Below are 24,954 nucleotides of genomic sequence, written 5' to 3' on the forward strand. Positions count from 1 at the left end.
GCCGGATCCTGGGGTTTGCGGTCCAGGGCGGCCGGAAGGGCGGGCTACGGCTGGGGCGGCAGGCCGAACTCCTCCTGGTTGATCTTCATGGTGTTCTCGGCGATGGCGTTGCTGACCATCACGTCGGCCGCCTCGCGGATGTCCGGATGCTCGTCGAGGTAGGCGATGAGCTCGGCGTTGGCCCGGCGGTACGCGTGCTGGGCTCTCTGGGCGGCCGCGTTGGCGGCCACGACCGTGTCGATCAGCTCCATGGCACGGCCGGCGGCGGCCAGGCCCGGCGGGCCGACGAGGTTGGACAGCGAGACGCCGAAGACCTCTGCGAAGCCGATTGCCTCGTCGAGGTTGATACGGCGCTTGCCGTTCTCGATCCGCCACACCGCCGACGGATTCATCTCGTAGCCGGCCTCGTTAAGCCGGTCGGAGAGCGTGGTGGTGCTCCAGCCACGCTGCTCGCGCTCGGCCTTGATCCTCTTGGCGGCGTTGTCCTCGCCCTTGAGCAGGACGCCCTCGGATGCGTCCTCGCCGTCGTCGTCGGGCATTGACCCCCTCCTTCCTCTCGCAGCATGTCCCTGCAATTCGCAGCAGTTTAAACAGTACACCATGTCCTGCCGCTTGCATAGCTGCTATGCGTATGGCATGGTTGTTGTACTGGACCGCTGCTGCCCGCAGGAGACGCCAGCACCTAGCCAGACATGCAAAAAGCCCCCCAGTGCTTGCGACACCGAGGGGCTCAAAGCGCAAACCTCACGCCGCCCATCCCTGAACGACTAGCTGCAGTGCCGGGATTGCCGTCCCATACGGCCGCAGATTGAGGAGCTCGATGTCCAGTATGGACGAAGCCACACCGAACACGCCATCCCTTCCCGCCGAGTGGCCGCCGACCGCCATCCCCGGCCAGCCCCCCGCCGCGGACCCCGAAGGCATAGACGTCCTGGACCTGCTCCGGGACGCCATCCGGCGCTACGTCGTGATGCCGAGCGACGAAGCCCTGACCGCCACCACACTGTGGGCGGCGGCGACCCACCTACAGACGGTCTGGCAGCATGCGCCCCGCCTCGCGGTGGTCGGACCGGCCAAGCGCTGCGGGAAGTCACGGCTCCTCGAAGTCCTGATCGAGGCCGTCCACGAACCGCTGATCACGGTCAACGCGTCCGCTGCGGCGATCTTCCGGTCGATCGGCGCGGGCGACCCGCCCACGCTGCTCGTGGACGAGGTCGACACGATCTTCGGCAGCGCGAAGGTCGCGGAGAAGAACGAGGAGATGCGCGGCCTGCTCAACGCCGGCCACCAGCGCAACCGGCCCACCCTGCGCGTCACCGGCCCCAACCACGAGGTGGTCAAGTTCGACACCTTCGCAATGGCCGCCCTCGCCGGCATCGGCGACCTGCCCGACACGATCATGGACCGGTCGGTCGTCATCCGCATGCGCCGCCGTGCCGAGACCGAGAAGGTCAGCTTCTGGCGCTACGGCCGCGACGACCTGGCCGTCCGCGAGCTCCGCACCCGGCTGGCGGCCTGGCTGGCCTCCGTACGCGAGAAGGCGCTCGCCCTGGAGCCGAAGATGCCGGTCGAGGACCGCGCCGCCGACACCTGGGCGCCACTGGTCAGCGTCGCCGACCTCGCGGGCGGCCACTGGCCCGTCCTGGCCCGCACCGCGTGCACTGCCATGACGGACTACGAGGCCGGGCGTGACGAGGACGGCGGGCTGAAGATCCGCATCCTCGCCGATATCCGCCGCGCCTTCGCCTCCGAGGGCGACCAGCCGGCGATCCGTACCGGCCGCCTCCTGGAGATCCTCAACGCCGACCCCGAGGCACCGTGGGCCGAGCACAGCCCCAACGGGCTCACCCCGCGCGGCCTGCAGATCCTGCTCCAGGACTACGGCATCAAGTCGGCCAACCGACGCTTCCCCGGCGGCCACCAGGCCAAGGGCTTCACCCGCGCCCAGTTCACCGACGCCTGGACCCGCTACTGCCCGCCCGAGGCAGCCCCCGCCCTCCCCGTCGAACCCGGCGCCTGACCCTCCCCGACTCGTCCCACCCGTCCCCACGCAGGTCAGCGCGGGGACGAGTCACCGACCCGCAACGAGTCGACTCGACATCACCGCCCCACCCGTACCTGCCCTGACCAGCGACGGGACGAGTGGGACGAGTCCCAGCACTCATGGCCACCCACGCCCCCGGTGGCCGTACCCATCCCCTGGAGCACGCCGCTTGATCCCGCCCACCCCCGCCGTCTCCGTGCCAGCGCCCCTGGCACTCGCCATCCGCGTCGGCGTAGCTCTCCTGGCCCTGGCCGCCTTCGCGCTCTCCTACGACGCCCTGCGTCAGATGGCCGCGGCCAGCCACATCCACTGGCTGCTCACCTACGCCTTCCCCCTCGTCATCGACGGCTTCATTGCCATCGGCATCGGCGCCCTCCTCGTCCTGCGCAGCGCGCCGCTGAAGCCCCGCCTGTACGTCTCGGCCCTGGTGGGCATCGCGACCGTCACCAGCATCTGGGCCAACGTGCTGCACGCCGTCCGCCTCAACCAGCAGACCCGCCCGGGCGAGCTCGCCCTCGACGACATCACCGTCGGCGTCATCTCCGCCATCGCCCCGCTCGCCCTCGCCGGCGCCGTCCACCTCTACCTCCTCGTCCAGCGCCGCCCCGCCCACGCAGAGCCTCGCGACGAAGGCCGCCACATCGAGGCGGCGGCCACCACCTCGGAAGGTGGCGCGGCAGCAGCCGCCAAGGAACCGCCGTCAGACGACGACGTGGCCGAGGAGCCCGAGGAGGCGCCCGAGCAAGTGGCCCAGTCCGGGAAGCCGACCGCCAAACGTGGCGATCAGCGACCGATGGCCACGTGGGACCAGGTGGTCGAGATAGGACGTGCCGCTCCGCTAGGACGTGACGGCCGCGTCTCCCGCCGTCACATGGAAACGGCCATACGCGAGCAGGGCCTGCGGCCCGGCCGCCGCGAACGCCTGGAGAAGGCCAAGTCCCTGCTCCAGGCCGAGCGCGATCAGTCCTCCATCAAGGTCGCCGTGTAGGGCCAGAGCCCTTCCCCCAGACGCTCGTCCCGGAATCCCTCCGGGGCGAGACCGCTTCCGCAATCCCCCTGATCAGAGAGCCCGCGCATGCACGAACAGTCCCTCCCCAACGCCCCGTACGCCGTCCAGCAGCCGACCACCACCTCAGCCCCGGGCGGAGCAAGGTATGGCGTTGGACCGTCCAAGGGCCGGTCCCACGCAGAAGCCTCCGCCCCGGGGGTGGCGGAGGCGGGCCCCCGGCGCGAGGGCGCACCGGGGACAGGGGCCGTGCGAGCCGCCGACGAGGCCGCACTGCGCCGTGTCGCCCGCCGTCGCGCCCGCCAGGACGTACAGCGAAAAGAGCGTGTCGACGTCCGCTACAGCACCGACGAGAAGACCGAAATCCTTGCCGAAGCCCGCCGACTCGGTCTGGCCGGCGCGCACCTCGTCGGCGCCATCGTCATGGCCCACCTGAACGGCGACCTCGCCCTGCCCGAGCAGCGCACCCCCGTCGACGACCTGATCGACGAGTACGCCGCCCTGCGCAAGCAGGTCTCCAGGGTCGGCACGAACGCGAACCAGATCGCCAAACGCCTCAACGAAGGCGGGACGACACACCCCATGGACGCCGCTGTGCTTGCCGAGGCCGGACGGCTGGCGGCCTTGGTCCAAGAGGCGGTCACGGAGGTCGACGCCGCCGCCATCGTGGCCGCCACAAACCGCCGGGCGGCCTGATTGATCGCGAACATCGTCAAGCCCGGCCACAAGACCCGGGGCGTCCTGAACTACCTCTACGGGCCCGGCCGCGCCAACGAACACACCGACCCCCACCTCGTCGCCGCGTGGGACGACTTCGTGCCCGACCCCGGCCGCAACCCCACCGCCACCCTCGCCCAGCTCGCCGACGTCCTTGATCTGCGGGTCAAGCAGGCCGGCCACAAGGCGCCGAAGAACCACGTGTGGCACTGCTCGATCCGCGCCGCACCCGAGGACCGCCACCTGACCGACGACGAGTGGGCCACCATCGCCCGCCGCGTCCTCGACGCCACCGGCATCGCCCCGGCCGGCGACCCCGACGCCTGCCGCTGGGTCGCCGTCCGCCACGCCGACGACCACATCCACGTCGTCGCCACCAAGGTCCGAGGCGACCTCCGTCCGCCCCGCAACTGGAACGACTTCCTGCGTGCCGACAAGGAACTCGTCGCCATCGAGAAGGAGTACGGGCTCCGCCAAGTCCCGCGCGGCGACCGCACCGCCGCCAAGCGCCCCACCCGCGCCGAACAGGAGAAGGCCCAGCGGACCGGCCGAGCCACAACCGCCCGCGAACGCCTGCGCACCACCGCCCGAACCCTTCTCGCAGCAGCCACCACACCGGAGGAGTACTTCCGCATCCTCGAAGGCTCCGGGGCACTCGTGGAGATCCAGCGATTCCCCTCCGGAGACATCCGCGGTTACAAGGTCGCCCTCGCCGGCGACACCAACGCCCAGGGCGAGCCCGTCTGGTACTCCGGCTCCACCCTCGCCCCCGACCTGTCCTACCCCAAGATCCACGAACGCCTCACCGCCACCGACACCAGTCCAGCGGCACTGCCGGAGTCCGGTGCCTGGCGTCGCCTCGCCCAGGCCACCGAACGGGTGCCCGAGCTCCTCGACCACAGCGAGAACGAGGCCGGGCAGGCGCACATCGTCGTCCTCGCCGAAACCCTCGACATCCTGCCCCTCGCCGCCCCTCCGGCGCTGCGGCCCGGACTCCTGCAGGCAGCCACCGCCTTCGAGCGGGCCAGCCGCTCCCGCATCCGCGCCCAGCACCAGCAGGCTCAGGCCACACGCCGGGCGGTCAAGGCGATCCTGCGGGAGCCCGCCCCGAGGAACGGAGCCCTCCTCGCAGCCGTCATCGACGCCGTTCTGCTGGCGGTCGTTGCCGCGCAGCTCTGGCACCGCAGCCGCGGCCACAACCAGCAGGCGGAGGCCGCACGGCAGGCAGCCGAGCATCTCCGGACCGCGTACCAGGCCACGGCAGCCGAGCCGCTGGCCGTGGCCCACCGGCGAGGAACCGAGCTGCCCGAGTGGATTCGTCGCCAGCAGGTGGCGACGGTGCGCCGAGCGCTCCCGGAACAAGCCGACCAGATCCTCGCCGAGCCCGGCTGGCCCGTCCTCGCAGCCACCCTCGCCCAAGCCGGCACCGCCGGCCACAACCCCACAACCCTCCTCGTCGAAGCCGCCGCCGGGCGAGAACTCGACACCGCCACCAATGTCAGCGAAGTCCTGACCTGGCGGCTGCACCGCCTCGCCGACCTGACGCAGCGCACCACCAGCCGCGCCCCGGCACCCCAGTCGGCTCCCCACCGTCCCGTCCACACCGTCCATCAGCGCCGCACGCGCTGAACCCCACCCCGTCATCCGACAAGGAGCACACCCTGAAGATCCACCCCATCGCCGACATCTTCCCGATGCTCAACGAGGGCGAGCTGCTCGACCTCGCCCATTCCATCAAGACCGAGTGCCAGCATGAGGACATCGTCCTCGATGTCGACGGCGTCCTCCTCGACGGCCGCAACCGTCTCGCCGCCTGCAAGCTCGCCGCCGTCGAGCCCCGTTTCACCACCTACACGGGCAACGACCCCATCCGCGTGATCTACAGCGGCAACGTGTACCGCCGGCACATCAGCAAAGGCCAGCAGGCGATGATCACCGCCATGGCCATGCGTTCCGTTTCGGGACACTCCATGCGGGCCCATGCCAAACTCCAGGGGCTCAGTCGCAGCCGTCTCTCCGCTGCCAACGTCGTCCTCACGCATGCCCCGGCCCTCGCCGGCACCCTCGGCCTTGACTCCGCCTACCAGACCGCCTGCGGGCTCAAGGCCAACGCCGAGGCTCTCCAGGAGCGTTACGACCGACTCCGTCGGCACGACGCCGACCTCGCCGAACAAGTGACTGCAGGCGTTCTCGCCCTCGACGACGCCATCGCCACGGTCGACCGCTGGGAGGAGGCCGTACACCACGCGCAGCAGACAATCGAACAGATCACGGCGAACTGGCCCGCCGTCCAGGAGCTCGCCGCCCGACGTGACACCCGCTACGCCCAGGAGGTCATCGACGGCCTCACAGCCGAGGCACGTGCCCTCATCGACGAACTGCTGGGCCGAGGCTGACGTTCCCGCGCTCTGGGGGCCGACGCATACACGTCGGCCCCCAGGACTCCTGCCTTCTCGGTCGTGATGTCAGCCGGCGTCGTGACGGAGAACGCCCTAGCGGGAATCTCCACAAGGCTCTCGCGGCCCGCGTCCGTCTGGGTACCGTGCTGGGGACGAACTCTGCACGGACGCCCTGGTGATCAGCCAGGCCGCCCGGCAGCTTGGGAGGTGTCCTGATGCTGGAGGAAGCCGAGGAGATCGGTCGGCGCGTCCGCAGGGCGAGGCTGCGGCTGGGGATGCCGCAGGCGGACTTGGCGACGGCCCTGGGGAAGTCGCAGGGCTGGGTGTCGAAGATGGAGCGGGGTCTGATCGAGCTCGATCGGGTCGGGCTGCTCAACCAGATCGCCGCCGAGCTGCACGTCCACCCGAACGATCTAATCGGGCGCCCGTACAGCAGCTCCCCGGAGGACAACCAGTGGCAGGTCGCCGCCTCGTCGATCCTGCGTGAGCTGCGCCGTTACGACCTCGCGCCGGTCTTCGACGGGACGCCGAGGTCAGCCTCGCAGCTGTGGCGTGAGGTGACCCGCCTGCACCGGCTGCGTGACACCGCCTCGAACGTGGCGATCCTCCGCGTCCTACCGGATCTGTTTCGCGAGGCGCGGGCCCTTGCGGAGATGTCGGAAGGGCACGAGCGGGAGGAGGCGTACGCGATCTACGCGGTGTGCTGCAAGTTCGCGCACACCGCGGCCCACTCCCTCGGCCACCCCGAGCTGGTGGCGATGGCCTGCGAGCGGGCCGCGTGGTCGGCTCGTCTGTCCGGGGACCCGGTGCTGCCTGCGGTCGCGGACTGGATGCGGGTCTGGGACATGTGGGCGACGGCCGACTGGTCGGACGCGCTGACGCTCTCGGACAAGGCGATCGGATCGGTGCAGCAGGCGTACGAGCACGGCGAGCCGCTGGCCGTACGCGCCTGGGGAACCCTCCAGCTCCGGGCCGCGGTCTCCGCCGCCCGTGCCGGCCGCGCCTCGGAGGCGGAGGACCGGATCGGGTACGCGAAGGACGCCGCCGAGCGGATGGACGCGTACGCAGGGGCCCCGGTGTACGACCGGCACTCGCTGACGTTCTCCGCCGGGAACGTGCAGATCCACGCGATCAGCGTGGCCCTAGAGATGGGCGAGCAGGGCAAGGCCCTGGAGATCAACCGCCGCACCAGCCCCGAGCTAGTCGGCGCGCTGCCCAACTCCCGTCAGGGGCACCACCACATGGACATCGCTCGCGCGTGGCTGTGGGACGGCAACCGGGACAAGGCACTCGGCGAGCTGGAGACCGCCGAACGGATCGCACCCCAGCTCGTACGGAACCACCCCATCGCCCGATCGACCCTCCGCAGCATCGTCCACGCCGAACGTGCAGCCACGCGAGAGAAGTTGCGGCGCATGTCCGACCGCTTCCACCTGGACGGATAGGAGTCGTATTCCTCCGGCTCATATTCGGGGCTGTGTCCGTCCCTAACTTCGGGGCATGACCGGACGACGCTCTGCCCATCTCCCCTCCCAGGGATCCGAGTTAGGAACAGCGGCTCCCTTCTTCCCTCAGCTCGGCGACCTCGCCGCCGACACCGCCCGCAGCGGCCGGGTCGGCGTCGTGGTGACCCTCCCCGGCGAGGACTCCGCCACCACCTACCACCTGCGCCCGCCCGGCGGCGGCCCCGCCTGGTCCGCGCCGGCGGACGGTACGACGCTGCGCCCGGTGCCGGCGCAGGCCACCCACGCCACGCTGCTGCCCGGCCGGGACGCGGTCTACGACCCGCGCGCCCGCCAGGGCTCGGTGCCCGTGGAGATCCACTTCGAGGACGGCTCGACCCGCGAGGGAGCCCTCGTCCTCACCTCCGCCGAGCTGGAACGGCTGTACGCGCAGACCAGCCGTCTCCTCGACGCCCACGAGAACGCCCTCGGCGCGACCTCGTGAACAGGGCCCGTCATCGCTTCCCTCACGCCCCACCCCACGTGCGGGCGGACCGCAGCGGCCGGATCGCCCTGACGTTCCTCGCCTTCGCCGGCCTGGCCGGGCCCACCTGGACGCTGCGTTCCCACGCTGCCCAGCTCCTCGACGCCACGGTCCACCGAGCGACCGCGGCCGCGCCGGACATCGTCTCCCCGCACCTCTCCACCGGCCCCTGACCAGCCATACCGCCCCGCGACCAGGAGGTTCTGATGGATCTCGCCCCCGCCCGTACGAGAGTCGTCGACACCGTCACCGTCCGCCCCGGCCGCCCGCTCGCCGGGACAGTCCGGGTGGACGGCTCGAAGAACGCGGCGCTGCCGCTGCTGGCCGCCGCCGCGTCCCTGGGCCGCGGAGTCCGCCTGTCCGGCGTCCCGGCCAGCGCCGACGTCCAGAGGATGCTCGGCCTGCTGGAACAGACCGGCTACCGCATCGCCCGCCCGGTCGCCGAGCCGGGAACCGTGATCGTGGCGCCCAAGGGGCATCCCGCCACCGCACCCGACCTTACGGACGCCGCTCAGATCAGAGCCTCCTACTACCTGGTGGCACCGCTGCTTGCCGCCTACGGGCAGACGGCCCTTCCCTGGCCCGGCGGCTGTCAGATCGGTGACCGCGGGATGGAGCTGCACTTCACCGTCTACGAGGCGTTCGGCGACACCGTCCTTGTCGACGATTCCGGGTACCGCGTCCTGGCCGCCGATCAGCCCCGCGACAGGGTCGCCCTGACGCTGCCGTTCCGCTCGCGGGGAGCGAGCATCGCCGCGATCTGCCGGGCGGTCGTGGCCGGCAGCCGCCTGGAACTGGGCAATCCCAACCTGTCCCCGGAGACCACGAGCGTACTCGCCGCCTTACGGTCCGCCGGATGGACGGCCCACGCCGACAGCGAGAAGATCACGCTGGCCCCGCCACCGGGCGTCCCGGCCGGAACCGTCGCCTGGACGGTCCCCGGCGACAAGATCGAGGCGGGCACACTGGCCTGCGCGATCGCCGCCACCGGCGGAGAGGGCCGCGTCGAAGGCGTCAACGGGCCGGACCTCAAGGCGCTGGCCGGCCTGCTGGACTCGGCCGGGATCCCCGTCACCCTCGCCCCCGACGCCATCACCGTCCACCGGGCCCGCGCCGTGAGCGGACGGCCGCTTCGGGCGATCGCCTCGCTGACCCCGGACGGCCTGGACGCCGACTTCGAGCCCGCGCTGATGGCCCTGGCCCTCACCCTGCCGGGCATCCACATGTTCGCCGACGACATCAACCCCGGCCGCCACGGCAACCTCCTCCCGCAGCTCGCCCGGCTCGGAGCGGTGATCGAAGAGCTCTCGCCCACCCGCTGCCGCTTGACCGGGCCCCAGCGCCTGACCGGCACGACGGTGAAGGCCACCGACATCCGTACCGGCTCCACCCTCCTGATCGCCGGCCTCGGTGCCCGGGGCGCCACCACCGTCAGCGGCCTCGACCAGCTGCGCCGCGGCCACGCCGACCTGCCCGCCAAGCTCCGCGCCCTCGGCGCCGACCTCACCGACGTACCGCGATGAGCAGGACGTACGGCCAGATCGTGGCCACCACCGACCTCCACTCCGCCCTCGACCAGGCCCACAGGCTCCTGCCGCACCTGCACGAACTCAAGGCGAACTCGCTCCTCGTCGACTGCGGCGACTTCTTCGAAGGCACCGGCTACTACCGGCTGGGCAAGGGGGCCATCGAACGGGAAATCCTGACGACGCTGTACGACGTGCTGGCGCCCGGCAACCACGGCTGGCCCCACTACCTCGAACCTGGCCTACGCGCGATGACGATCTGCTCCAACGCCGTCGACGCCACCACCGGACAGCCGCTGTTCAACCGCCTCCGCGTCGTCGACGTACACGGCCGCCGGGTCGCCGTCACCGCGGTCATCGGCGTCAGCGCGTTCCGCACCATCCCCGCCGACCAGCGGGCGAAGCACCGCGTCACCGACCCTGTGACCGCGCTGCGCGAGCTGATGCTGGAGCACCACCACCACGTGGACTCCTGGATCGTGCTGTCCCACTCCGGCTTCGACGAGGACCTCAAGCTCGCCGCCGCCTGCCCGTTCGTGGACGTCGTCTTCGCCGGACACTGCCACAGCGACGCCTACGGGCCGGTGCACGTCGGAGACACCCTCGTGGTCAAGGGCCGCGAGCTGGCCGACGGATACGCCGCCGCCGAACCCGTCGGCTCCGGCTGGGCCGCCCGTACAGCCCTCTTCCCCGCCCCTACGCCGGTCCCGGACTACCTCGCCACCTTGGACGAGGAGATCACCGCCACCTGCCGGATGCTCGCCACCCGCCTCGGCACCGTCAACGAGCCCTACCGCGACACCGTCCTCGACCGCCACCAGCTCCTGAAGGACATCGCCTCCCGGCTCCACACCGGCCTCGGCGCCGGCGCCGTCATCCTCAACGACACCGCCCTGCGGCCCATTCGCCTCGGCGATGTCCTCACGCTCGGGGACCTGCTGGCCATCGAGCCGTTCGACAACCAGCTCGTCCACGCCTTCCTGCCCGACCGGCACGCGCAGGACCCCGACGGCCTGCTCGCGCACCTGACCGAGCAGACCGGCCCGCTGGCCGTCTCCCCCGGGCCCTTGCCGCCGGGCGTCCGGTCTGTACTGACCACGGACTACCTCGCCGACACGTACCTCGGCGGACGCACCCACCAGGCCGGCCTCCGCCTCGGCGAGGCCGTCCGCCGCATCATCGCCACCCCGCTGCCCGAGAAGGAGGAGGGCGCCCGATGATCCTCACCGGCCCCGAGATCACCGCCGCCGCCCGCGACGGCCGCCTCACGATCAGCCCCTTCGAGCCGGACCAGGTCAACCCCAACAGCTACAACGTCCGCCTCGGCCCCACCCTGCTGACCTACACCGCTCCGGTCATCGACGCCCACCACCCGAACCCGACCACCACGGTCGAGATCGGTCAGAACGGATACGTCCTCCAGCCCGGTGAGCTCTACCTCGGCCACACCCTCGAACAGGTCGGCTCCGACACCTTCGTCCCGCTGCTGTTCGGCCGCTCCTCCGTCGGCAGGCTCGGTCTATTCGTCGAGATCACGGCCCCGATCGGCGACATCGGCTTCCACGGCCAGTGGACGCTGATGCTCTCCCCGATCCGTCCCCTGCGCGTGTACGCGGGCATGAAGATCGGGCAAATCATGTTCTTCGTCTCCACCGGTGACGTCGACCTGTACGCGGGCAAGTACCAGGCCGCCGACGGCCCCCAGCCTTCGCGTTACTGGCGCGACGCCGCCCGCCTCGGGGTGGTCGTCTCGTGATCCTCACCGGCCCCGCCATCAGCGCCGCCGTCCGCGCCGGCGAGATCACCATCGACCCGTACGACCCCGCCCGTGTCTCCCCGAACGCCTACGACTGGCGCCTCGGCGACACCCTCCGCGTCTGCGCCGGCGACCTCGACGCCGCCGTCCCCACCACCTACACCGAGCAGAAAATCCTCACCACCGGCCTGGTCCTCCAGCCCGGCCTGCTCTACCTCGGCGTCACCCACGAGCGCACCGGCTCGGAGACGTACGCGCAGATGCTCAACGGCGACCGCACCATCGGCGCCCTCGGCATCTGGGTCCACGTCTCCGCCCCGCTCGGCCACCAGGGCCACGCCATCCGCTGGACCCTGGAGATCCGTGCCGCCCGGCCCGTCCGCGTCTATCCCGGCATGACGTTCGGCAAGCTGGTCTTCCTTGCCGCGCAGGGCACACCGGCCAGCTACCAGCAGCAGCCCGCGAAGTACGCGGCCACCGAGGGCATCGACATCTCCCGCCTCTACGAGGAGATCGGCGGAGGCCGCCGGTGAGTCCTGACCGGAATCCGCTGGTCGCCACCTTCCTGGACCTGCCCGCTGGCAGTCCCGGTGGCAGCGTCGAACTCTTCCTCGATCTCTACACCGGCGAGGAACCCCTCATCCCCGCCAGGGCCTTCATGCTCGCCCCGGCCGGACCCCGTCCCCGGACACCGCCCGGCCTCGACCTGCTCAGCACGACCGGCAAGTGCCTGGAGGGCCCTGCCTTCCATCGGTACGTCGCTCACCTCCGCCAAGCCTTGACGGCTGCGATCAACCCCTCCCAGATCGACGTCCTGCACCTGCACCACCTCGCCTTCGGCGCCACCCCCGCCCTGATCCGGGCCCTGCCCGCGCACCCCCGCATCGCCCTCGTCCACGGCACCGACCTGCTCTTCGCCGAGGCCCACCGCGACCAGCTCCAGATCCTGCGGGCGACCGCCCGGGCGGCCGACGCCATCGTCGTCCCCACCGGCGCCATGGCCGACCACCTCCTCAAGCTCGCCCCGCAGACCGACCGCCGCAAGATCAACCACATCCCCTGGGGCATTCCGGATCGGCTGCTCAGCCATCCACCCCTCCGTACCACCCGCCCGGCGAAGAGCCACCTCCGCCTGCTGTACGCGGGCCGACTGACCGCTGAGAAGGGCATCGAGGCCCTCATCCGGAGCGTCGCCCCACTCCAAGGCGTCGAGCTGTCGATCGCCGCCCCCAGCGCCCAGTTCCGCGCGTTGGCCCCACGGCTGCAACGGGCCGGGGTGAGGGCCCGCTATCTCGGTTGGCTTCGTCGTCCCCAGCTGTGGAAAACGTTCGCCGAGCACGACGTGCTCGTCATGCCCTCCACGACCCTGGAGGCCATGGGCCTGGTCGCCCTGGAAGCCCAAGCCTGCGGCCTCCCCGTCCTCTACCAGCCCGTCCCCGGCCTCAGCGAAGCCCTCGCCCGCTCCGGTATGGCCACCGACTTCACCCACCCCACCGCCCTCACCCGGGACCTGGACCGCCTACGGACCGAACCCGGCCTCCTGCCCGCTCTGCGACAGGCCGGATACGCCAACGCCGGCCGCTATCCCCTGTCGAAGACCGCCCGAGAACTGACCACCCTCGGCCAACAGCTCGCCTGACCACCGGCACGCCTTGCCCGGACCGCCCGAACCAGCTCACTACGCTGGCCGCTGGGATGCCCACACGAAGAGGGAGACCATGCCGTACCGCACCGACCGCATCGAGCACCTGCTGAGCGAAGGCGTCCGCGACAAGGTCTACCCGGGCGCGGTATGGGCCGTCGGCGACGCCGGTGGAGTCCGGGCGACGGGCACTACTGGCGTCCTGGACCCCGACGAGCCGAACGTGAGGATGCGATCGGACACCGTCTTCGACGCCGCCAGCCTCACCAAGATCCTCGCGGTCTGGGCCTCCATCGGAGCTCTGTGGGAGGACGGCGTCCTCAATCTCGACGCCCCCCTCGGCACCTTTTGGGACGAGGTGACCGGCCACCCGCTCGGGGTCGTGACCGCCCGGCAGCTCCTGACTCACACCGCTGGCCTCCCCCTCCGGGCCCAGCTGAAGAACCTCTACGGCACCGACCCCGCCGGCATCCGCCGCGGAGTCCTGCACGAGGCCCTCAACCGGCCGCCCGGCGAGGCCGTCGAGTACACCGACCGGTCCGCCCTCATCCTCGGCTACCTCGCCGAGTACCTCTCCGGCCGGCCCCTCGACCAGCTCTGCGAGAAGAGAACCTGGCACCCGCTGGGCATGAACACCACCTGCTTCGGCCCGCTGCCCGCCGGTATCGCGTCCCGATGCGCCCCCACCGAACTCGACCAGGACACCGGTACTCACCTCAAGGGCGTCGCCCACGACTTCTCCGCCCGCCTCCTCGACGGAGTGTGCGGCATCGCCGGCACCTTCACCGTCCTCGACGACCTGGCCGTCTTCCTCCGCTACATGCTCAACCCCACCACAGCCCCGACCGCAGCCGGCTTCGGCGCCGAGTGGACCGCCCTCTCCCTCACCGTGCAGACCGGGGGCCTCCAGCCGGAACGCGGCCTGTTCTGGCACCCGGCCCCCGGCACCACCAGCGAGCAGGACGTCTGGGTCCACTACGGCTTCACCGGCACCGGCATGTGGATCTCCCCCGCCCAGGACCGATGGGCGGCCCTGCTGACCAACAAGCTCTACTACACCCGCGACCGCCAGCCTCTGACCGACGTTCGCAACGCCTTCCGCCAGGAGGCATTCTCCTGATTACTCCGCGCGGCCCAGAGCAGAACGACGGGGACGACTGACGGAACCTCGTGGCGACAGGCACCGAACCTTCACGAGATCCAGACAGCACTCGGGCGTCGTCGGCGCAGCGGAGCAGGCGGGCCGTAGCCGGTCTCGGAGGTCCGAACGAGTGAGGTGCAGGCGTCTGGTGTCTTGCCCCGAAGGTGGGGCGTGCAGTAGTGCCGGAGGCGGGCGACCAGCGAGGATGCCCGTCATGAGCGCGGACCAGACCTCCCGCTCCTTCCGGCCGGCGCCGACGCACTCGGCACCTGTGGTGTTCGGTGCGGGAGCGGCCATCGGCGTGCTGGGCGGGATGATCGGGCTGGGCGGTGCCGAGTTCCGCTTGCCGCTGCTGATCGGCCTCTTCGGATTCGCCGCGCTCTCGGCGGTCATCCTGAACAAGGCGATGAGCCTGGTCATGGTCCTGGTCGCGCTGCCCGCCAGGCTGGTGGCGGTCCCGGCCGCCGAGGTCGCCGCCCGCTGGCCCGTCGCGGTCAATCTGCTGGCCGGCAGCCTGCTCGGCGCCTGGGCCGGCGCGTCCTGGGCGGTTCGCATGCGCTCGGCCACCCTCTACAAGGTGCTGGCGGCCCTGATGGTCCTCATGGCCGCCGCGCTCGTGGTCACCCACACCACCACCCTGGACGCCCTCACGCTGCCGCTCTGGGCCCAGATCCCCGCCGGAGTTGCGGCCGGGTTCGGCATCGGCGTCGTCGCCGCGATCATGGGAGTGGCCGGCGGCGAGCTGCTGATCCTGACGATCGTGCTGGTCGCGTTCGCCCGCTACAGCCGCGACGGCAGCTTCTCCGTCCTCGGCGCGCACCTCCGCTTCACGGCGGTCATGGCCACCGGCTCCATCGCCGGGGCGGTGCTCGGCGGGCTGCTCCTCGGCGTGTTCCCCGACCTGGTGCTCATCCCCGCACTGGCCGTGATCCTGCTCGTCTCAGCAGTCAAGCTCGCCCGTCACGACTGAGCAGCCGGGCGCCTCCCGATCTCATGAACAGCGACTCCGACCCAGGCCAGGTGCCTCCCAGACTCGTAGGTGGCTGACTTCCCGACACCTTCGCCGCCGAGAACGGCACCTGGCACGACTTCTGCCTCTCCTCCGCCGTGTAACTGCGGCACGGCGAGAGCGCCGCCCTGCTCGACACGGCCCGGCCCCGAGATGGCGATGGCGCTGACCACCGGCATGCTCTTCGGCTCCCTCGCCGTCCGCATCGACGGCCCCCCGGGCCTGGCACGAGGGCCTCACCCTCCACAACGGCGCCCCCACCCACCGCACTCCGCGAAGGTCCGCCCCACGGCCACCCTCACCGCCTGGAAGTTCCCCACCCTGTCCCCCTCACGCCGCTCCGCCCTGCTCGGTCGTCGGTGGGAGGGGCGTGGCGACGAGGAGCTCGGTGGCCTGAGTGATGTTGTCGGCGTGGACCGCGCGGGCCATGGCGGCGCGGGCGGCATCGGCTTCCGTGTCCGGCGGGACCACCATCAGCGCGAAGTGGTCCTTGTCGCCGCGGGTGATCAGGACGGTGTCGTCGCCGACGGGGAAGGAGTCGAGGTGGACGACCCGGTCGTCGACGATCAGCCGGGACGGAATCCCGTCCCACGCGGTCGCGTCCAGGCCGACCCGGGTGATGGGCCCGAGGTGTTCGGTCAGGACGGACACCAGCGCGGGAACCTCCTGCTCCACCTCGCGCGTGCGCGGCCACCACGCCCCGTCGAGGACGCCCTGCCGGGAGTGCGTCGTCTCCAGCCGGAGCAGAGCCGTGCCAGGGCGCACCGCCCGGTGGATCTCGTCCGGCAGGAGCATCGGGGGCGGGGGCGGGATGTCGGAGTCGGCCATGAGGGATCCGCTCATCTCTGGGTGAGGGGGCCGCGGTCCCCACGGCCGCACCCGTGGGGGCCGCGGGCCGCCGGCAGCGCGACTGTGCCGTCACCTCACGGTAACCCCGGCTTCCGCGGGTCCGCCCGTCGCCACACACTACTTCGCGCGAAAGGGAAGTATCTTCCCGTATCAGGCGGGAAGCGGGCTGCGCGGACGTACGCTGGAAGTACCGGAAGTACTTCGAGCACCAGCTTCCACGCAGGTGTCATTTCCGGGGAACACGAAAAACCGGGCTGCCGACGGGCAGCCCGGGGGCAGGTGCGCGATGACCACCACCCTCGACAGGACGGCGAACCGCGCCCTCACCCCAGGACTTCCGGCCCGCTTGTCGCTCACCCCGAAGACCACCCTCGCCGGTCGGCTCGACGGCGCCTGGTGGCCCCGTTCACGCGACCTGGCAGCCGAGCTGCCGGCGCTGGCCGACGCCCTCGAAGGACGCTGGGGCCGCATCACCCGCGTCCTGGTGAGCCCCGGCCACTGGCCCGTCGTCCCACACAAGGCCGCCGTCACCGGCCACGTCCTGCACGTGGGCTGGTTCATCGAGCAGGACCCGGACAAGATCATCCTGCTGTCCTCCACGACCGGCCGCTGCGACCTGCTCGTGGTTCCGCCGGAGACCGAAGCCGCCTCCGCGACCCGGCTGATGACCGCCGCCGCCCTCCCCGGCAGCACCCTCACTGCGGGCTCGCTGATGTCCGACGAAGCCGCGACCGGCCGCCGTATGCGGGAGGCGCGGAGCAGCGAAGACGCCTGGGAGACCGATGGCGGGGCCGCCCCGGCGCTCCGGCCGTACCCGTCGGCGCCCCCGGCGGCGTACCCAGCTGCGCACCCCGTCGGCGCGCGGATGATCCCCCTGCCGGGGTACATGCGGGTGACGACATGGAGATCGTGATCACGCTCCTGGCCGGCGCGTTTCTGATCGCGCTCGGCACACGCCTGATCCACCGGCTGAACGCCCGGCACGACGCACGCATAGCGGCCTACCGCTTCGGCGACCCCTACCCCTCCCTCAGCCGTCCCCCCGGTCACAGCCACCCTGGGCCTCTCGGGCGAATCGCCGGTCGCCGACCTGAGGGCACCTGGCCCTGACCCCAGACCACTCCTCCGGCCGAAGGCCGCGGGTGGGGCACCCGACCCCAGGGACAACCCACCCGCCGGCCTCTCGCCTTCGTCCCGAACGGAGCACGCCGTCTTGCACCCCACCGAGAACGAGCCCCTGCCGCAGGGGGGTTATGCCGAGATCCGTATCGTCTCCGCCACACCCGAGGCCGCCCGTGCGGTCGCCGAAGTGATCCGCCGGTGCTTCTCCGGGGCGGAACAGCGCAGCTACCCCGCGCCGGACGGCGGCACACGGCTGCACCTCACCGTCGACACCGAGACCGCCGCCGGGCCCGCCCGTACCTGGCTCGCCACCAGCAGACCGCCCACCGGCAACGGCCATCACCCCGAGGAGCCCTGACCGGGGCCACTCCTTGAGCGGCAGCGGTACGGCCATGTGTGGCGTGACCTGCCGCCGAGGAGCATCCTGGAGGCCATGTCGCTGGTGCGGGGCGAGGTCATCGCCGCTCGGTTGGAGGCAACGGGATGACCGTCGGACAGCTCGACGAACCGGATCGCTCGGAAAGCTTCGGGGAGGGACTCCTGGGAACGGTCCTGGACCGGGCGCACGAGCTGCCACCCGACCGGGTCGGGCTGGTCGTCGCCGAGACGGTGAGCCGGCTGGGGGGCATGGACCCGCAGATCCTGCTTCAGGACTACGGACAGCAGCGGCTCGTTCCCCTGCTCGCGGAAGGGCTGACGGGCGGCGAGCCGCTGTCCATCGACGGCTCGGAGGCCGGCAGGTGTTTCCTCACGTCGCTCCCGGTCGAGCTGGCACTGGCCGACGGGGTACGCGTCCACGTACCGCTGCTCGACGGCGGCGACCAGGCCGGCGTCCTGGCCGTCACCCTGGACGCGGTCGACGACGACGACCGCCGTCTCCTGCGCAGGATCGCGGGACTGGTCGCCGACCTGCTGCAGACCAAGAACCGCCTCACCGACCTCTTCTTCCGCACCCGCCGCGGCGAGCCGATGAGCGTCGCCGCGGAGATCCAGTGGTCGCTCCTGCCGCCGCTGACCATGACCATGCCGCGCGTCGCCGTCGCCGGAGTCCTGGAGCCCGCCTACGACGTGGCCGGCGACAGCTTCGACTACGCCCTCAACGGCGACACCCTCCACCTCGCCATGATCGACGCCATGGGCCACGGCCTGGACGCGGCCACCATGGCCACCGTCGCCATCGGCGCGTATCGGCACGCCCGCCGCATCAGCGTCGAACTGTCCGAGATCTACCTCTTCATGGACCGGGCCATCGCCGAACAGTTCGCCCCCGACCACTTCGTCACCGCGCAGATGCTGCGGCTCGACACGACCACCGGCCGTCTCCAGTGGGTCAACGCGGGACACCCCGCCCCCGTCCTGATCCGCGAGCACCGCGTCATGGGCCGCCTGAACAGCCCCACCACCCTCCCCGTCGGCTTCGGAGGAGCCCAGCCACAGGTCAGCAGTGTGATGCTCGAACCGGGGGACCGCGTCCTCTGCTTCACCGACGGCCTCGTCGAGGAGCACGAGAGCGGGCAGGAGCAGTTCGGCGAGGACCAGCTCATCGACTGGGTGAACCAGCTGGAGAAGGCGGACCGAAGCGTCCGCGCGGTGGCACGGGACCTGTCCCACACGCTCAAGCGAGCACGCGGCGACGCCACCTCTGACGACGCCACTCTCGTCCTGCTCGAGTGGCGTGGCTGACAACGTTTCATCAGGGGCGGAAGTCATTCACAGGCCCAAGCGTCGGTGGTCCCAAGGTCAGAGTGCGCACTCGATCTCGCCCCGTCGCCCCGCGTCCGACGACCTACCCGGTCGGGGAGCCGCCTGGGAGCCGACCTGCTGCCCGAGCCCTCGTGAGACCACCCGCCCCCACTGCGCACCAACGCTGCGACCAGGTAAGTTGGCGGAGCGGGTGGTGAGGGACTGGGCCGAACCTCATTCGGGACGAAGAGGTCGTGGGTTCAAATCCCGCCACCCCGACAGCTGTAAGACCAGTTCAGGGGCCTGATCCGCGAAAGCGGGTCAGGCCCCTGAGTGGTTTCCGTCAGCCTGTGGGCCCGAGGCAGCCGCCCGTCGGAGCCGGCAAGGTTCCCCCTTCATGCGGGTGGCGCTTCCTCCCTATCCGTTCCGGTAGTACTCCAGGAACATGTCCACGCCCCGCTCGATCAGCTGCTCCGCCTGCGCCGGCGGCAGGCGGTCGCCGTAGGTGCTGTGGACGACGTGGGGGTACAGCACGAGGGCGTAGAACTGGATGATCGCCACGTCCATGTCGGGGATCTCCAGCTCCGGGCAGGCGCGCAGGGCGGCGGCCAGCGGTTCCGCGAAGCGTTCGGGGCCCTGTTCCCGCCAGGCGCGGCCCAGCTGGGGGAAGCGGCGGGCCTCGGCGGCGATCAGGGCGCGCAGTGCCAGCACCTCCTCCTGGGCGATGCCCTGCACCCAGCCGCGGGCGGTGGCGGTCAGGATCTCGCGGATGCCGTCGTCCTCCTGGAGCCGACGGCCCATCGTCCGGGCGGTCTCCCCCAGCGCCTGTTCCAGGGCGTCGCCGATCACCTCGGCGAACAGGCCCTCCTTGCTGCCGAAGTGGTTGTACACGGTCACCTTGGAGACGCCCGCCTCGGCGGCGATCCGGTCGACGCCGACGTCGAAGCCGTGCTGGAGGAACTGCTCGCGGGCCGCGCGGATGATCGCCGTGTGCTTGCGGGAGGCACGCTCCCCCGACGGTCGGTTCCGGGTGCTGGGTTCGTTCATCGGCGTCATCGTAACAGCGAACTGCACTGTACGGTTGAGTTCACTTGAACTGCACCGTACAGTTCATGGCGCCCGAACGCCTTCGCCACCCTGGAGCGAATCGTCATGAAGCAGCTCGACCACCCTGTGTCAGCCGGGAGTTCCGGCACCGTGGCCGAGGGGTTCGCCGCGGTGCGGGAGGCCTTCGACGCCGTCGCGGCCGACGAACCGGGGCTGAGCGCGCAGCTGTCCGTCCGCCTGCACGGGCGGGAGGTGGTCGACCTGTGGACGGGGGACGGGGTCGACGGGGACTCGCTGTTCGCGCTGTACTCGTCGGGCAAGGGCGCCGCCCATCTGGTGGTCGCGCTGCTGGTGCAGGACGGGGTGCTGGACCTGGACCGGCCCGTCGCGCACCACTGGCCCGAGTTCGCGGCCGAGGGAAAGGGCGCACTCACCCTGCGAGATCTCCTCGCCCACCGTGCCGGGCTGATCGGCGTCGACGAGGGCCTGAGCACCGCGACGCTCGCCGACGACCGGTCACTGGCCGAGCGGCTGGCCGGCGCGCGCCCCTACTGGGAGCCCGGGGAGGCGTACGGGTACCACGCCTTCACCATCGGCGCATTGACCGGGGAGGTCGTGCGCCGGGCCACGGGCCGGAGCCTCCAGCGGCTGTACCGCGAACGGGTCCGGGAACCGTACGGACTGGACTTCCACCTCGGGCTCCCCGAATCGGCGGAACCGCGCTATCTGCCCGTACAACCGTTGCCGCCGGCCCTCCGGGCGCGGGCGGAGCGGCAGGCCCCGGCGCCGCGCGGTCTCACCGGCATCGCGTTCAACCTGCACGCCGAACCCCCCACCGATCTGGCGGAGTTCGCCAACACCCGGGCCGTCCGGGCGCAGGGCCCCGCCTCGTCCGGGAGCGTCGGCAGCGCCCGCGGCCTCGCCAAGCTCTACGCCGCGGCGATCTCCGAGGTGGACGGCCGGCCTCCACTGCTGGGCCCGGACGCGCTCGCGGAGTTCACCACCCCGCACACGCCGGGAACGGACCTGGTCACCGGGGAGACGGGGCACTTCCTGCTCGGGTTCGAGGCGCAGGGCGTGCGCTACCCGGTGCTGGGCGCCCGCGCGTTCGGGCACAGCGGCGCGGTCGGCGCGCAGGCCTTCGCCGATCCCGGCAGCGGGATCGCCTACGGCTACACCCGTCGGCGGTTCTCGTTCGGCGGGGGCGGTGGCGCGTCCGAGAACCACCGGCTGATCGCGGCGGTGACGGCCTGCGCGCGGAACGCCGGCTGAGCACTGCGGCGTACGCCCACCGGCGGGGCGCCCGGGGCCGTCCGGGCGGGACGGGCGGCCCCGGGCGCGCACGCGGAGGTCGTACTCGGGGGCGTCCGGGTTCGCGGCGAAGTGGGCTGCCCCGGGCGCGCATGCGGAGGTCAGTCCTCGCCCTCCAGGTTGCCCTCCGTCTCCAGGTACGCCTCGCGCAGGGCGGCGAGGATCTCCGGGTCGGGCTCGGCCCACATGCCGCGGGACTCCGCCTCCAGGAGCCGTTCCGCGATGCCGTGCAGGGCCCAGGGGTTGGCCTGCTGGAGGAACTCGCGGTTGGTCGGGTCCAGGACGTACGTCTCGGTGAGCTTGTCGTACATCCAGTCGGCGACCACGCCCGTCGTCGCGTCGTAGCCGAAGAGGTAGTCGACGGTGGCGGCGAGTTCGAAGGCGCCCTTGTAGCCGTGCCGCCGCATCGCCTCGATCCACTTGGGGTTCACCACCCGGGCGCGGAAGACCCGGGACGTCTCCTCGACCAGGGTGCGGGTGCGGACCGTCTCGGGGCGGGTGGAGTCGCCGATGTACGCCTCCGGGGCGGTGCCGCGCAGTGCCCGGACGGTGGCGACCATGCCGCCGTGGTACTGGAAGTAGTCGTCCGAGTCGGCGATGTCGTGCTCGCGGGTGTCGGTGTTCTTGGCCGCGACCGCGATCCGCTTGTACGCGGTCTCCATCTCCTCGCGGGCCGGGCGGCCGTCCAGTTCGCGCCCGTAGGCGTAGCCGCCCCAGACCGTGTAGACCTCGGCGAGGTCCGCGTCGGTGCGCCAGTCGCGGGAGTCGATGAGCTGGAGCAGCCCGGCGCCGTACGTGCCGGGGCGGGAGCCGAAGATGCGGGTGGTGGCGCGGCGTTCGTCGCCGTGGGCCGCCAGGTCGGCCTGGGTGTGGGCGCGTACGTGGTTCTGCTCGGCCGGTTCGTCCAGGGCGGCGACGAGGCGGACCGCGTCGTCGAGCAGGCCGATGGTGTGCGGGAAGGCGTCACGGAAGAAACCGCTGATGCGAAGGGTGACGTCGATGCGCGGGCGGCCGAGCTCGGCGGGCGGGATCGCCTCCAGGCCGGTGACGCGCCGCGAGGCGTCGTCCCACACCGGGCGGACGCCGAGCAGCGCGAGGGCCTCGGCGACGTCGTCGCCCGCGGTGCGCATCGCGCTGGTGCCCCACAGCGAGAGGCCGACCGAGGTGGGCCAGTCGCCGTTGTCGGCGCGGTAGCGCTCCAGGAGCGAGTCCGCGAGGGCCTGGCCGGTCTCCCAGGCGAGCCGGGAGGGCACCGCCTTGGGGTCGACGGAGTAGAAGTTGCGCCCGGTCGGCAGCACGTTGACCAGGCCGCGCAGCGGGGAGCCGGAGGGTCCGGCGGGGACGAACCCGCCGTTCAGCGCGTGGAGCGCGTGGTCGAGCTCGTCGGTCGTGGCGGCCAGCCTCGGCACCACCTCGCGGGCGGCGAAGGCGAGGATGTCGGCGACGGCCTGCGGGTGTCCGGCCGCCACTCCGGCGACGGCGTCCGGGGACCAGTCGGCGTCCTCCATCGCCTGGACCAGGGCGCGGGCCCGTTCCTCGGCCTCGTCGGCGGTGACGCGGGTCGCGGCGGACTCGTCGAGCCCGAGCGCCTCGCGCAGTCCCGGCAGGGCGGCGGTGCCGCCCCAGATCTGACGGGCCCGCAGGATCGCGAGCACCAGGTTGACCCGGTCGGCACCGGCGGGGGCGCCGCCCAGGACGTGCAGGCCGTCGCGGATCTGGACGTCCTTGATCTCGCAGAGCCAGCCGTCGAGATGCATGATGAAGTCGTCGAAGCCCTCGTCCTCGGGACGGTCCTCGATGCCCAGGTCGTGATCGAGCTTCGCGGCCTGGATCAGGGTCCAGATCTGGGCCCGGATCGCCGGGAGCTTCGCCGGGTCCATCGCGGCGATCTGGGCGTGTTCGTCCAGGAGTTGTTCGAGGCGGGCGATGTCCCCGTAGCTGTCGGCGCGCGCCATCGGCGGCACGAGGTGGTCGACGAGGGTGGCGTGCACGCGGCGCTTGGCCTGGGTCCCCTCGCCCGGGTCGTTGACCAGGAACGGGTAGATCAGCGGGATGTCGCCGAGCGCGGCGTCGGGGCCGCAGGCGGCGGACAGCCCGGCGTTCTTGCCGGGCAGCCATTCCAGGTTGCCGTGCTTGCCGAGGTGGATCATCGCGTCGGCGCCGAAGCCGTTGTCGTCGGCCGGGGCGGCGATCCAGCGGTAGGCGGCCAGGTAGTGGTGCGAGGGCGGCAGGTCCGGGTCGTGGTAGATCGCGATCGGGTTCTCGCCGAAGCCGCGCGGCGGCTGGATGAGGATCAGCAGGTTGCCGCGGCGCAGGGCGGCGAGGACGATGTCGCCCTCCGGGTTGCGGGACCGGTCGACGAACATCTCGCCGGGGGCGGGCCCCCAGTGCTCCTCGACGGCCTCGCGGAGCTCGGCCGGCAGGGTCGCGTACCAGCGCCGGTAGTCGGCGGCCGGGATGCGGACCGGGTTGCGGGCCAGCTGCTCCTCGGTGAGCCATTCCTGGTCGTGGCCGCCCGCCTCGATCAGCGCGCGGATCAGCTCGTCGCCGTCGCCCGACGCGAGCCCGGGGACCTCCTCCGCACCGAAGTCGTAGCCCTCCGCCCGGAGGCGGCGCAGCAGGGCGACGGCGCTGGCGGGGGTGTCGAGGCCGACGGCGTTGCCGATCCGGGAGTGCTTGGTCGGGTACGCGGACAGGACGAGCGCGATCCGCTTCTCGGCGGCCGGGATGTGGCGCAGCCGGGCGTGCCGCACGGCGATCCCGGCGACGCGGGCGGCGCGCTCGGAGTCGGCGACGTACACCGGCAGGCCGTCCGCGTCGATCTCCTTGAACGAGAACGGCACCGTGATCAGGCGGCCGTCGAACTCGGGGACGGCGATCTGGCTCGCGGCGTCCAGCGGGGAGACCCCTTCGTCGTTGCCCTCCCAGTCGGCGCGCGAACCGGTGAGGCAGAGCGCCTGGAGCACGGGCACGTCGAGGCCGGTGAGGGCGCCCGCGTCCCAGGACTCGTCGTCGCCGCCGGCCGACGCCTCGGCGGGCCGGGTGCCGCCCGCGGCGAGCACGGTGGTCACGATCGCGTCGGCGTCGCGCAGGGCCTCGACGAGTTCGGGTTCGGGGGTGCGCAGCGAGGCCACGTACAGCGGCATGGGCCGGCCGCCCGCGTCCTCGACGGCGCGGCACAGGGTGTCGACGAACGCGGTGTTGCCGCTCATGTGGTGGGCGCGGTAGTAGAGGACCGCGACCGCCGGGCCGTCCGTGCGCCGGGGCGTGCGCTCCAGCGGTCCCCAGGCGGGGGCCGGGGCGGGCGGCGCGAAGCCGTGGCCGGTGAGCAGGACGGTGTCGGAGAGGAAGCGGGCGAGCTGGTCCAGGTTGGCCGGTCCGCCGTGGGCCAGGTAGGCGTGGGCCTCGGCGGCGATGCCGATGGGCACCGTCGAGGCGGCCATCAGCTGGGCGTCGGGGGCCTGTTCACCGGTGAGGACGACCACGGGGCGTCCGGTGGCGAGCACTTGATCGAGGCCGTCCTGCCAGGCGCGCACCCCGCCGAGGAGGCGGACGACGACCAGGTCGGCGCCCTCCAGGAGTTCCGGCAGGTCCTGGAGCGGGAGCCGGGAGGGATTGGCGAAGCGGTAGGGGACCGGGCCGTTCGAGGCGCGGGCGCTGAGCAGGTCGGTGTCGGACGTCGACAGGAGCAGGATCATGCGGCGTCTGGCCTTCCT

23 protein-coding genes are annotated in these 24,954 nt (G+C 71.8%); 19 read left to right on the top strand and 4 right to left on the bottom strand.

Annotated elements, in window-relative coordinates; translation table 11 throughout:
• Window positions 1–44 precede the first annotated feature (44 nt).
• Window positions 45–539 (bottom strand): helix-turn-helix transcriptional regulator, encoded by a 495-nt coding sequence (locus ABZZ04_RS09520; RefSeq protein WP_356931611.1) that lies wholly within the window; start codon window positions 537–539, stop codon window positions 45–47.
• Between the two features lie 290 nt (window positions 540–829).
• Here ABZZ04_RS09520 and ABZZ04_RS09525 point away from each other — a divergent pair, with 290 nt between their 5' ends.
• The 15 genes from ABZZ04_RS09525 to ABZZ04_RS09595 all read left to right on the top strand — a co-directional run bounded on the left by ABZZ04_RS09525 (window position 830) and on the right by ABZZ04_RS09595 (window position 15,187).
• A complete protein-coding gene (locus ABZZ04_RS09525) occupies window positions 830–2,020 on the top strand; it encodes a DUF3631 domain-containing protein (RefSeq protein ID WP_356931771.1) in 1,191 nt (396 codons plus the stop codon).
• 193 nt (window positions 2,021–2,213) lie between these two features.
• A complete protein-coding gene (locus ABZZ04_RS09530) occupies window positions 2,214–3,032 on the top strand; it encodes a DUF2637 domain-containing protein (RefSeq protein ID WP_356931612.1) in 819 nt (272 codons plus the stop codon).
• Window positions 3,033–3,299: 267 nt separating this feature from the next.
• Window positions 3,300–3,746, top strand: a complete 447-nt coding sequence (gene mobC / locus ABZZ04_RS09535) for a plasmid mobilization relaxosome protein MobC (protein ID WP_356931613.1) — start codon at window positions 3,300–3,302, stop codon at window positions 3,744–3,746.
• Window positions 3,747–5,396 (top strand): mobilization protein, encoded by a 1,650-nt coding sequence (locus ABZZ04_RS09540; RefSeq protein ID WP_356931614.1) that lies wholly within the window; start codon window positions 3,747–3,749, stop codon window positions 5,394–5,396.
• 65 nt (window positions 5,397–5,461) lie between these two features.
• A complete protein-coding gene (locus ABZZ04_RS09545; protein WP_356931615.1) occupies window positions 5,462–6,163 on the top strand; it encodes a plasmid replication/partition related protein in 702 nt (233 codons plus the stop codon).
• A gap of 218 nt (window positions 6,164–6,381) precedes the next feature.
• Complete coding sequence (locus ABZZ04_RS09550) at window positions 6,382–7,611, top strand: helix-turn-helix transcriptional regulator (protein WP_356931616.1); 1,230 nt, start codon at window positions 6,382–6,384, stop codon at window positions 7,609–7,611.
• 55 nt (window positions 7,612–7,666) lie between these two features.
• A complete protein-coding gene (locus ABZZ04_RS09555) occupies window positions 7,667–8,113 on the top strand; it encodes a hypothetical protein (protein WP_356931617.1) in 447 nt (148 codons plus the stop codon).
• 38 nt (window positions 8,114–8,151) lie between these two features.
• Complete coding sequence (locus ABZZ04_RS09560; protein ID WP_356931618.1) at window positions 8,152–8,325, top strand: hypothetical protein; 174 nt, start codon at window positions 8,152–8,154, stop codon at window positions 8,323–8,325.
• Between the two features lie 33 nt (window positions 8,326–8,358).
• Window positions 8,359–9,675, top strand: a complete 1,317-nt coding sequence (locus tag ABZZ04_RS09565) for a UDP-N-acetylglucosamine 1-carboxyvinyltransferase (RefSeq protein WP_356931619.1) — start codon at window positions 8,359–8,361, stop codon at window positions 9,673–9,675.
• The gene (locus tag ABZZ04_RS09570; protein WP_356931620.1) at window positions 9,672–10,898 is read left to right on the top strand and encodes a metallophosphoesterase; all 1,227 of its coding nucleotides are present in this window, start codon (window positions 9,672–9,674) and stop codon (window positions 10,896–10,898) included. The genes ABZZ04_RS09565 and ABZZ04_RS09570 overlap by 4 nt, the downstream gene beginning before the upstream one ends.
• Window positions 10,895–11,434 (top strand): dCTP deaminase, encoded by a 540-nt coding sequence (gene dcd / locus ABZZ04_RS09575; protein ID WP_356931621.1) that lies wholly within the window; start codon window positions 10,895–10,897, stop codon window positions 11,432–11,434. Before ABZZ04_RS09570 ends, dcd begins: the two co-directional genes overlap by 4 nt.
• A complete protein-coding gene (locus tag ABZZ04_RS09580; RefSeq protein ID WP_356931622.1) occupies window positions 11,431–11,967 on the top strand; it encodes a deoxycytidine triphosphate deaminase in 537 nt (178 codons plus the stop codon). The genes dcd and ABZZ04_RS09580 overlap by 4 nt, the downstream gene beginning before the upstream one ends.
• A complete protein-coding gene (locus tag ABZZ04_RS09585; RefSeq protein WP_356931623.1) occupies window positions 11,964–13,073 on the top strand; it encodes a glycosyltransferase family 4 protein in 1,110 nt (369 codons plus the stop codon). The genes ABZZ04_RS09580 and ABZZ04_RS09585 overlap by 4 nt, the downstream gene beginning before the upstream one ends.
• Before the next feature lie 79 nt (window positions 13,074–13,152).
• Window positions 13,153–14,196, top strand: a complete 1,044-nt coding sequence (locus tag ABZZ04_RS09590) for a serine hydrolase domain-containing protein (RefSeq protein ID WP_356931624.1) — start codon at window positions 13,153–13,155, stop codon at window positions 14,194–14,196.
• Between the two features lie 235 nt (window positions 14,197–14,431).
• Window positions 14,432–15,187: a sulfite exporter TauE/SafE family protein gene (locus tag ABZZ04_RS09595; protein ID WP_356931625.1), complete on the top strand. Its 756-nt coding sequence runs from the start codon at window positions 14,432–14,434 to the stop codon at window positions 15,185–15,187.
• Window positions 15,188–15,556: 369 nt separating this feature from the next.
• On the opposite strand, the gene ABZZ04_RS09600 is transcribed toward ABZZ04_RS09595, so the two are convergent.
• Window positions 15,557–16,054 (bottom strand): DUF5994 family protein, encoded by a 498-nt coding sequence (locus ABZZ04_RS09600; RefSeq protein ID WP_356931626.1) that lies wholly within the window; start codon window positions 16,052–16,054, stop codon window positions 15,557–15,559.
• 307 nt (window positions 16,055–16,361) lie between these two features.
• Here ABZZ04_RS09600 and ABZZ04_RS09605 point away from each other — a divergent pair, with 307 nt between their 5' ends.
• The 3 genes from ABZZ04_RS09605 to ABZZ04_RS09615 all read left to right on the top strand — a co-directional run bounded on the left by ABZZ04_RS09605 (window position 16,362) and on the right by ABZZ04_RS09615 (window position 18,880).
• On the top strand, window positions 16,362–16,988 hold the full coding sequence (locus tag ABZZ04_RS09605) for a DUF5994 family protein (RefSeq protein ID WP_356931627.1): 627 nt from the start codon (window positions 16,362–16,364) through the stop codon (window positions 16,986–16,988).
• Between the two features lie 300 nt (window positions 16,989–17,288).
• The gene (locus tag ABZZ04_RS09610; RefSeq protein ID WP_356931628.1) at window positions 17,289–17,555 is read left to right on the top strand and encodes a hypothetical protein; all 267 of its coding nucleotides are present in this window, start codon (window positions 17,289–17,291) and stop codon (window positions 17,553–17,555) included.
• 125 nt (window positions 17,556–17,680) lie between these two features.
• Window positions 17,681–18,880 (top strand): PP2C family protein-serine/threonine phosphatase, encoded by a 1,200-nt coding sequence (locus ABZZ04_RS09615; RefSeq protein ID WP_356931629.1) that lies wholly within the window; start codon window positions 17,681–17,683, stop codon window positions 18,878–18,880.
• Between the two features lie 417 nt (window positions 18,881–19,297).
• On the opposite strand, the gene ABZZ04_RS09620 is transcribed toward ABZZ04_RS09615, so the two are convergent.
• Window positions 19,298–19,927, bottom strand: a complete 630-nt coding sequence (locus tag ABZZ04_RS09620; protein WP_356931630.1) for a TetR/AcrR family transcriptional regulator — start codon at window positions 19,925–19,927, stop codon at window positions 19,298–19,300.
• A gap of 105 nt (window positions 19,928–20,032) precedes the next feature.
• On the opposite strand from ABZZ04_RS09620, the gene ABZZ04_RS09625 reads away from it, so the two are divergent.
• Window positions 20,033–21,199: a serine hydrolase domain-containing protein gene (locus tag ABZZ04_RS09625; protein WP_356931631.1), complete on the top strand. Its 1,167-nt coding sequence runs from the start codon at window positions 20,033–20,035 to the stop codon at window positions 21,197–21,199.
• Between the two features lie 140 nt (window positions 21,200–21,339).
• On the opposite strand, the gene cobN is transcribed toward ABZZ04_RS09625, so the two are convergent.
• Window positions 21,340–24,936: a cobaltochelatase subunit CobN gene (gene cobN / locus ABZZ04_RS09630; protein ID WP_356931632.1), complete on the bottom strand. Its 3,597-nt coding sequence runs from the start codon at window positions 24,934–24,936 to the stop codon at window positions 21,340–21,342.
• Window positions 24,937–24,954 lie beyond the last annotated feature (18 nt).

The sequence above is a fragment of the Streptomyces sp. NPDC006435 genome (genome assembly GCF_040612315.1).
Taxonomy (GTDB): Bacteria; Actinomycetota; Actinomycetes; order Streptomycetales; family Streptomycetaceae; genus Streptomyces.